This is a genomic window from Mucilaginibacter sp. dw_454 (assembly GCF_018449775.1).
GTDB lineage: Bacteria > Bacteroidota > Bacteroidia > Sphingobacteriales > Sphingobacteriaceae > Mucilaginibacter.
Window position 1 is genome coordinate 377,147 of record NZ_JAAVVB010000005.1, and the last position, 8,818, is coordinate 385,964.

At 43.5% G+C, this 8,818-nt stretch carries 10 protein-coding genes; 6 read left to right on the forward strand and 4 right to left on the reverse strand.

The window, feature by feature from the left end:
- Positions 1–31: 31 nt before the first annotated feature.
- From HB679_RS16690 to HB679_RS16705, 4 genes are all read right to left on the reverse strand, one after another.
- A complete protein-coding gene (locus tag HB679_RS16690) occupies positions 32–1,045 on the reverse strand; it encodes a glycoside hydrolase family 43 protein (protein WP_214073148.1) in 1,014 nt (337 codons plus the stop codon).
- Positions 1,046–1,133: 88 nt separating this feature from the next.
- Positions 1,134–1,328, reverse strand: coding sequence for a hypothetical protein (locus HB679_RS16695; protein WP_214073149.1), 195 nt, complete (start codon positions 1,326–1,328; stop codon positions 1,134–1,136).
- Between the two features lie 330 nt (positions 1,329–1,658).
- Positions 1,659–3,173: an alpha-L-fucosidase gene (locus tag HB679_RS16700; protein ID WP_214073150.1), complete on the reverse strand. Its 1,515-nt coding sequence runs from the start codon at positions 3,171–3,173 to the stop codon at positions 1,659–1,661.
- 57 nt (positions 3,174–3,230) lie between these two features.
- Complete coding sequence (locus HB679_RS16705; RefSeq protein ID WP_214073151.1) at positions 3,231–3,749, reverse strand: hypothetical protein; 519 nt, start codon at positions 3,747–3,749, stop codon at positions 3,231–3,233.
- A 96-nt stretch (positions 3,750–3,845) separates the two neighbouring features.
- Here HB679_RS16705 and rlmF point away from each other — a divergent pair, with 96 nt between their 5' ends.
- From rlmF to HB679_RS16735, 6 genes are all read left to right on the forward strand, one after another.
- The gene (gene rlmF / locus HB679_RS16710; RefSeq protein ID WP_346345159.1) at positions 3,846–4,826 is read left to right on the forward strand and encodes a 23S rRNA (adenine(1618)-N(6))-methyltransferase RlmF; all 981 of its coding nucleotides are present in this window, start codon (positions 3,846–3,848) and stop codon (positions 4,824–4,826) included.
- A gap of 29 nt (positions 4,827–4,855) precedes the next feature.
- Positions 4,856–5,071, forward strand: a complete 216-nt coding sequence (locus HB679_RS16715) for a hypothetical protein (RefSeq protein ID WP_214073153.1) — start codon at positions 4,856–4,858, stop codon at positions 5,069–5,071.
- Positions 5,072–5,782: 711 nt separating this feature from the next.
- Positions 5,783–6,475 carry a Crp/Fnr family transcriptional regulator gene (locus HB679_RS16720; protein WP_214073154.1) on the forward strand — a complete coding sequence of 231 codons (693 nt, stop codon included), beginning with the start codon at positions 5,783–5,785 and terminating at the stop codon, positions 6,473–6,475.
- Between the two features lie 103 nt (positions 6,476–6,578).
- Positions 6,579–7,304, forward strand: coding sequence for a uroporphyrinogen-III C-methyltransferase (gene cobA, locus HB679_RS16725; RefSeq protein ID WP_214073155.1), 726 nt, complete (start codon positions 6,579–6,581; stop codon positions 7,302–7,304).
- Between the two features lies 1 nt (position 7,305).
- Positions 7,306–7,662 carry a hypothetical protein gene (locus tag HB679_RS16730; protein WP_214073156.1) on the forward strand — a complete coding sequence of 119 codons (357 nt, stop codon included), beginning with the start codon at positions 7,306–7,308 and terminating at the stop codon, positions 7,660–7,662.
- Positions 7,663–7,666: 4 nt separating this feature from the next.
- Positions 7,667–8,812: a sialidase family protein gene (locus HB679_RS16735; RefSeq protein WP_214073157.1), complete on the forward strand. Its 1,146-nt coding sequence runs from the start codon at positions 7,667–7,669 to the stop codon at positions 8,810–8,812.
- Positions 8,813–8,818 lie beyond the last annotated feature (6 nt).

Sequence of the window (8,818 nt, forward strand, 5' to 3'; positions counted from 1 at the left end):
GCTACGCTCGCAATGACAGTTTTTAATTTACTCACATACCACTCCCCGATGGCTTTTGCATCGGTACACCATCCTTTAACGGCACGCCAAAATTCGGTGTTCCATCTTTATTCCAGGTGAATTTTTGTATGCGCGGCGCACGCTTATTACCGCAGCCATCGCCTGGATTTGAGTTGGCATGGTAAAGAATCCAATCCTCCTTACCATCCGGCGATTTAAAGAATGAGTTATGGCCCGGTGCGTAGATCTTATTCTCCGGATTTTGTGCAAACACCGGCACGGGCGATTTCTTCCAGGCTAACGAGTCCATCAAATTAGCATCAGTGGTAGTGCTGAGCATCCCTAAAGCATAAAAATCTGTCCAGCAGCCGCTGGCCGAGTAGATCAGGAAAATCTTGTTTTTATGCATCAATATTTCCGGGCCTTCATTTACGCGAACGCCAATGCCGCTGTTATTTTCCCAATCGTACTGCGGGCTTGACAGGCGCACCCGTTTGCTGCCTATGGTCCAGGGATTCGTCATTTTAGCAATGTAGATGCTTTGCATACCGTTCTTATCGCCTTCCCAGCCAGACCACAGCATGTACAACTCACCCTTATTTTCAAACACGGTACCGTCTATGGCCCATTTGTTGGTTTCGTCGCTAACCTGGCCCTTAAAGGTCCACTCGCCCTGGGTTGGGTCGGCGGATGGGTTCTCCACTACATACATGCGATGATGATCATTACTACCGTCATCGGCAGCAAAATACATGTACCATTTGCCTTGTAAAAAATGCAGCTCCGGCGCCCAGATCTCTTTGGAGTGCATAGTACCGGGCGGCGGCGTCCATATAACTGTTTTTGGGGCCGAGCTTAATTCGGTAAGGTCCTTTGTTTTCCAGATCACCAGGTTGCGGCCGCTGGAGTTGGTATAATAGTAGTACCCGTCTTTATAGATATTCCACGGGTCTGCACCATGTGGTAAAATGGGGTTAGTAAATGTTTGGGCAAAAGCTCCGCCTAAAATCAAGCTAAAGGCAACCAGTAAGCATACTTTTTTCATGGCCGGATAATTGGATATCCAAATAAACACAAAATATGCGTTTAGCCTTTGTTGCTAAAGTATTATTGTCGATACAAAATCGCCTGGCTTAATTCAGTAATGACGTATCATGAGGATTGCTGATTTCTTGCAGGTGTCCGTTTTCGGTAACTACAAACTGCGATAATTCGTGCGCAGCCGGATGGTGCGGTTTAACCATGGCTTTGCTTTTTCTTTTACGCGGCATTAATGGGACAACGATAGCGCCCACAAGAACTAATATTTCTAAACAGGTAAGTAACATTTCAACAGGTATAATCTTATTTCAAACGGGTGGGTTGCCATTATCGTGCCCGTAGTTGGATAATACGACTCAAAAATGAGCGATAGGTTACTAATGAGCGAATTTTTAATCAAATATTTTTTTGGGATGACATTAGCGCCCCAAAATGACAGGTTGAATTATCATTTTGAGGCGGTGTTGATTAATGTAATTAAGTTAATCTGATCATAAAAAGAAATGTCATTTCGACCAACGGGAGAAATCTATACACGGACAGTTCGACAACTCATCTATGTATAGATCTCTCACTAGCGTTCGAGATGACAAAATCTTTAAACTAAAGACATCAATTTAGTTCAGCTCTATCTCGAAACCCTGTACGGTCCAGTTAGGCAGAGTGGCGGGTTTAGTAATTACCAGCGCGTCATCCTGTTGGTTCCATTTCAATTTTTGGGTACTGCCTAGCAGTGATATTTTACCAATCTTTTTATCATTCAGCTTAGAGTTTTTACCTAACGAGGTAATCCGGATATCGCCGGTTGGTGTTTGCATGCAGAAGGCATACAGCTTATTGCCTTTAGTAGTAAAACGAATATCAGAGGGTTCAAAAGGGCGGGTATCGCTCAAGCCGGCAAACGGGCCTTTTTTCATGTTTGATTTTATAGTCGACGGCCCCTCGCCATAAACCTTCCAGGGGCGGGTGCCATAAATGCCTGCGCCGTTTCTGGGCATCCAGTCGGCAATTTCATTGACTATTTTCAGTACATCGGGTTCCAGGTCGCCTTCAGGTGTTTGTACGATGTTGATCAACAGGTTGCCATTTTTACTCACAATATCAACCAACATTTGTATCACCTCGGTGCCGGTTTTGTATTGTTGCCCGGTTTGGTAAAACCAGTCACCTATAGAGGTATCGGTTTGCCATGGGTATGGGTTAATATCGGTTTGTATACCCCGCTCCAGATCCTCCACCCAGGTACCGTTCGAGGTTTGTTTACAATTATAGATAGCCGTTAGCTTGCCATTATTATAAGCCAGGTTGCCATTGTAAAAATTAGCCACCATACTGCGGCCCACATCGCCAAACGGAAAGCCACTGTCTGAATACAACAGATCCGGGTGATAGGTATCTGTCAGTTCTTTGATTTCACTATACCACTCTTTAGCCCATTCGGGGTTTTTGCTTAGCCAGTCGTGGTCGTCGGGCGCGGCTTTTGGGTGATATAGGTCGGCATATTGCGGGTCGGCGCCATCGTAGGGTACACCTGCCAGCGGTCCGGTTTTATCAGCACCATGCGCATCCTGGAACCAGGTATAGCTGGCGCCCAAATGTTCAGACACGCCAAATTTAAGTCCTTGCTTCAACGCGGCTTTCTGCCACAAACCAACCACATCTTTATGCGGGCCCATATTAAAGGCGTTCCATTTATGCAGTTTTGATTTCCACAAAAAGAAATTATCATGATGCGTGCCCATGCTTACAAAGTATTTAGCGCCGGCTTTTTTGTACAGCGCCATCAGTTTGTCCGGGTCCCATTTCTCTGCTTTCCATAAAGGGATGATATCCTTGTATCCAAATTTTGAAGGCGGCCCATAATGCGCCACGTGCCATTTATTTTGGCGACTGCCTTGCTCATACATCTGGCGGGCATACCAATCACCCTGGCGCGGCACGGCCTGCGGGCCCCAATGCGCCCAAATACCAAACTTAGCATCACGGAACCATTCAGGATATTGATATTGCTTCAGCGATTCTTCAGTTGGTTTATACGGACCAGCATTAATAGGCAGATCTTGCGCCTTAGCAGCAAACGCGCCAACAGCCAGCAAGCCCGACAGCAGGTATTTAAGGTTGGAATTCATCATGTGGTTTAAATGGTGATTTAAAGGTAAATACAAATCCAGTTAAAAACCAGCGGGAAATTATAAATATAAATAACGCCCACGATGATCATTCATGTACTTTTGATAGCGCGTCTTAGCTTTTATATACTTTTCGTTATTTTTCAAGATCCGCGTAATAATATTCCTAAATTTAATTGCTTCATATCGTACACCAAAAGGCCAAAATTCCGTTTTGCATTGATAATTAATTTTTACATTCGATACAGGTTTGTTGTCTTTATAAATCTCAATGGTTTGATAAAAGGACGGCTCGGTTATAGTAAATCTGGGGTCATATTGGATTGAGCCTTTAGTGCTGGCAAGTTCACTGCTATTAAATACTTCAGCAAGTTCTTGAATATCTGATGTTGTAAATTTCAGGGTGTCTGTAAATTTCAAACTATCAAAATCAACTTTTAATAAATTCGATTTTAAATCTATTGTAGCCCAATAGTCTTCTTTAAATACGATCCTATATCGATTATCAAATTGATTCGTCTGTCTACATGAAAGCAGCGCTGAGAGGCAAAGTAAAATAAAGATAAACTGTTTAGGCATATTGCATTGTTTGGTCATCACAAATTAATACAAATCAACCAAAACTCAACGCCACTCGTTTTAATTATTATTAATGCCGACCTTCGCAAAATAATTATCGCTCAATCAATGAAAGCAGACCAGCAGCAAAAGCCAGCCCCAAAAGAAAATATGCACCCGCGTAACGTACACCGCACGGGTTATGATTTTAAACAGCTAAGCCGCGCTGATGGCGAGCTGAAAGCTTTTTTGGGATTGAATCAAGCCGGTACCGAGTCGATTGATTTTACTGACCCGCTGGCGGTGAAAGCGCTGAACAAAGCCTTGCTGAAACACTTTTACGGCGTTAAAGGCTGGGATATTCCTGAAGGCTATCTTTGCCCGCCTATTCCCGGCCGAGCAGATTATATCCATTACGCGGCAGATTTGCTGCGCGATACCAACGACGGCGTTATCCCGCAAGGAAATGGTGTTCATGTGCTGGACATTGGTGTTGGCGCTAATTGCGTTTACCCGTTCGTCGGCAACAGCGCTTATAACTGGAAATTCACCGGCTCGGATATTGATCCGGATGCTTTGCGCAATGCCAACGAAATTTTATCAGCCAATAAAGAATTTCAAAGCCGTATTGATTTGCGATTGCAAACCGGTAAAGAAAAGATCTTTCAGGGCATTATCAAACCCGGCGAGCGCTATGAGCTGACGATGTGCAACCCACCGTTCCACGCCTCATTTAAAGACGCCAAGGAAGTAACTGCCACCAAATGGAAAAAGCTGGGCGTAATGACCAAACCGACGCTACTAAATTTCGGCGGGCAAAAAAATGAGCTGTGGACCAAAGGCGGCGAGGCCGGTTTCCTGCGTCGAATGATCGAGGAAAGCGTTGCATTTGGTAAACAGGTTTTATGGTTTACCTCACTGGTTTCTAAAAAAGATACCTTACCAACTACCTACAGTACCCTGCGCTGGGTTAAAGCACTTGATGTCCGCACTATAGATATGTCGCATGGGCAAAAAAACTCGCGGATTGTTGCCTGGACATTTTTAACGCCGGAAGAACAGGTGGCCTGGAAAGAGCAATATTTGGCTGTTAAATAGTTTTATTATCAGGCCATCCGGGTATAAATATGATCACGCTTAAAAAGAAAATAACCACTGCGCTTGTTGCGGTATTTGGGGTTGTTTTGATGTATATAGCAGCACATGGTTTTATAGCTATTCAGTGGTTGAGCAATACTATTCTTTTAATCGGCCTTTTTATAACCATGGCCGCGGCTGTTTATTTTAAGAACTTGTTCCCTAATCTTCATCGGGAATACAAAAATCCTAATGATAAAGAATGAGAATAAGCAGTCCCAGAGTCTGAAGACTACGGACAACGCTTAAGTCGCCAGTTACTCACCCGGTCTTTGCTTCGCTCGACCACCCTCTCTTCCGCAAGCGGGAAAGAGGGTTATTAAAAGTTTATCAGATTATTATTTACCCTCTTTCCGCCAAAGGCGAAGAGAGGGTCGACGAACGAAGTGATGTCGGGGTGAGTCTACGCTGACAGGGCAATAAAATTATTTCAACGAGTCATATAAAAAGGATTATTCTTAAAGTAATCAATTCATAAATATGACCTGCGCAATATAATCGGCAAAACTTGCACCTCTTTAACCGATTTTTGTACATTTGATACAGTTTTTATTGTTTACTCGATTAAAACTGTCTGCCTTGCCTGGGAATGCGACCTCCCGGCAAGGTTTTTTGTTAATTGTCCGCCTTTTTATTAAAATTTCATCATTTTCTGTATAAAAATAACAAAAACCGGACACCAATTATAAAATAGAACGATTTTTTAGTTATAAAATTCAAATTTTAGTTTATTTATGATTTTTTCTGATTTTATTTGACAATAAACTTCACTAAATTGATAAAAATACAAAAAACCTAAATTTATTTTTAGATTTACATCATGTAATTGAGTGTTTTTTATTAAATTGTAAAAATATTTAGTGATATTGAAAATATATTAAGTATAATTGTGGAATTAACTGATCTTATTAATTGAAATGAAGAAAGTAACCATAGTTGACAATGGCGATGGGTGCTTTTTGTGCAAAAACTGCCTAAAGGAATGGATTCCGGCAATTTTAGCGCACAAAAAGAACTATAAAGTCAAGAAAGGCGAGGTTATTTTCCGCGAGGGAGATCCCGTAAAAGGGGTTTTCTTTGTAAACAATGGAGTAGTGAAGGTTCACAAACGTTGGGGAGCCGACAAAGAACTTATCCTTCGATTCGCTAACGAAGGTACCATCTTCGGCCACAGAGCGCTGGGCGGAGATGGTATTTACTCTATCTCGGCAACAGCTGTACAGGCCGGCATTATCAGCTATGTTGATATAGACTTTTTTGAAGCTACGCTTAAAGTTAACGCCGATTTTGCCTATAAATTACTGCTGTTTATGGCTTCAGAGTTACGGATCTCTGAACGTAAAATGCGTAACCTGGCGCATATGCCGGTTAAGGGCCGTGTAGCCGATGCGCTGATCACTCTAAAAAATCAATTTGGCGAAACACCTGCAGGTTTTATTAATATCGAATTAAGCCGTCAGGATCTGGCTTCGTTTTCGGGCGCTACTTATGAAACGGTGTTCCGCGTAATTAACGAATTGATACACGAAGGGTTACTCGTACTCTCCGGCAAAAGTATCTCTATTGCCAACTACAACAAGCTACTTAAGCTTACCGAAGACATAGCCTAACCCGGCAATCTCATGTCTGCCACAAATCATTTAAAAATCTTCTTTTTGTAAAACGATAATTAATCGGCCGATTGTTTAAATTATCGTTTTAAATTTGAGCTATATGTCTCAGCAACCAGAATTATATGTATTAGGTGCCGGTCCCGGCGATCCGGAATTGATTACCGTTAAAGGTTACCGCCTTTTGCAGCAGGCAAAGGTAGTGCTTTATGATAATCTGGCTAATAAAGAGCTGCTGAGCTTAACACCACCCGATTGCGAGAATATCTATGTCGGCAAGCAACCCTATGGCGCTTATACTACACAAGAAGAGATCCATAAGCTCATCAAACATTTTGCATTTGCCAAAGGCAGCGTGATCAGGCTTAAAGGCGGCGACCCTTTCATTTTCGGGCGTGGTTTTGAAGAGATCCTTTTTGCGCGCGAGCAGGGGATTAAAACCTATTATATCCCGGGTGTTACCAGTATGCAGGCTTCGGGTTTGGAGGATATTCCGCTTACGCACCGTAATATTAGCGAAGGCATTTGGGCGGTTACCGGCACAAAAAAAGACGGCACGCTATCCGGCGATTTGCGTCTGGCTATGCAAAGCAACGCTACCGTAGTAATTTATATGGGGATGAAGCAACTGGCTTCTATTGCAGAAACCTATGTAGCGTCTGGCAAGGGCGATACCCCCGCGGCCATTATCCAACATGCTTCAACACCACAGCAAAAATCAGTGAAAGGGCCGGTAAAAGATCTGCTAGCACTGGCCGAAAGCAAACAATTAAAGCATCCGGCTATTATTATAATTGGCGGTGTAACCAACCTTGCCACTAATAAATGATATGAAGATTAGAATTAAAGGTAATTCTCTACGCTACAGGTTAACCCAAAGCGATGTAGCGCAATTTTTGAAAACGCACCTATTACAGGATAGCACCAGTTTCGGCGATAAACAATTGATCTATGAGCTAAAAGCTACCGATGCAGAAGCGTTAACCGCGACTTTTGACGGCGATAAAATAACTGTTGCGGTACCCATTGCCAAAGCCACCGAACTGGCCGAAACCAATCTGGTAGGCTTTGACGGCAAAGATGGCGACCTCTATTTATTGATAGAAAAGGATTTTCAGTGTCTTGATGAAGTAGCCGAAGATCAGAGCGACAATTACCCTAATCCGCTGGCACAAAAATCGATTTAAGGAGATGGAAACGCGATTGACTTTTAGATACCTATTGATCGCATTGCTTATTACTTGTACCGCGTGCATTGTCAGCGCGCAACCCGTCCAAACGTCCAACTTAAATTATATTTACAAACCCGGCGATGCAGGCTATAGTTGCTTCCGCATCCCGGCTATGATTGTCACCAAAAAAGGCACGTTGCTGGCTTTTGCCGAAGGCCGTAAAAACGATTGCGGCGACTCGGGTGATATCGATTTGGTTTTAAGACGATCAAACGACGGTGGTAAAACCTGGAGCGCCATCCAAGTGGTTTGGAGCGACTCGACCAATACCTGCGGTAACCCGGTGCCGGTTCAGGACCTGAGTACGGGCAAGATTTGGCTCATCAGCACCTGGAACAACGGGCAGGATCATGAAAAGCAGATCCGTACGCAAACGGGTAAAGATATTAGGCGGGTGTTTGTTTTATCTTCTGCGAATGATGGCAAATCATGGTCGGCCGCCAAAGACATTACCAAAGACGTGAAACTACCGGACTGGACCTGGTATGCCACCGGCCCATGCCATGGCCTGCAAATAGCCAACGGTAAATTTAAAGGGAGATTAGTGATTCCCGTAAACCACGTAGAAGCCGCAACTAATAAAGACTTTGTACATATTATTTATTCTGACGATCATGGCGCGACGTGGAACTTGGGTAACAATACCCCGCAAGATGGCACTAATGAAGTAACAGCAGCCGAGCTATCCAACGGCAACCTCATGCTCAATATCCGTAATGCCGACCGTAAGAAACATACCCGCCTATTTACTACCAGCACAGACGGCGGCCAAACCTGGGCCGATCTGCAAACGGATACGACTTTGATAGAGCCGGTTTGCCAGGGCAGTTTGCTTAGCTTTTCGCCCTCAAAAAATAAAAACATCCTGCTGTTTATTAATCCGGCTGACAAAAGGAAACGTGCTAATATTACGCTTCGCGCGAGTTTGGATGACGGGAAGACCTGGCCGTATAAACAGGTGATTTTCGCCGGCCCATCTGCTTATAGCGATATCGCGATTTATAACAGGAAACAGGTTGCCTGTTTGTATGAGGCAGGGAATGATAAGGCTTATGATGGAATTGCTTTTAAGTTGGTGGGATTGAAGGATTTGCTAGGTAAATAATGCAAT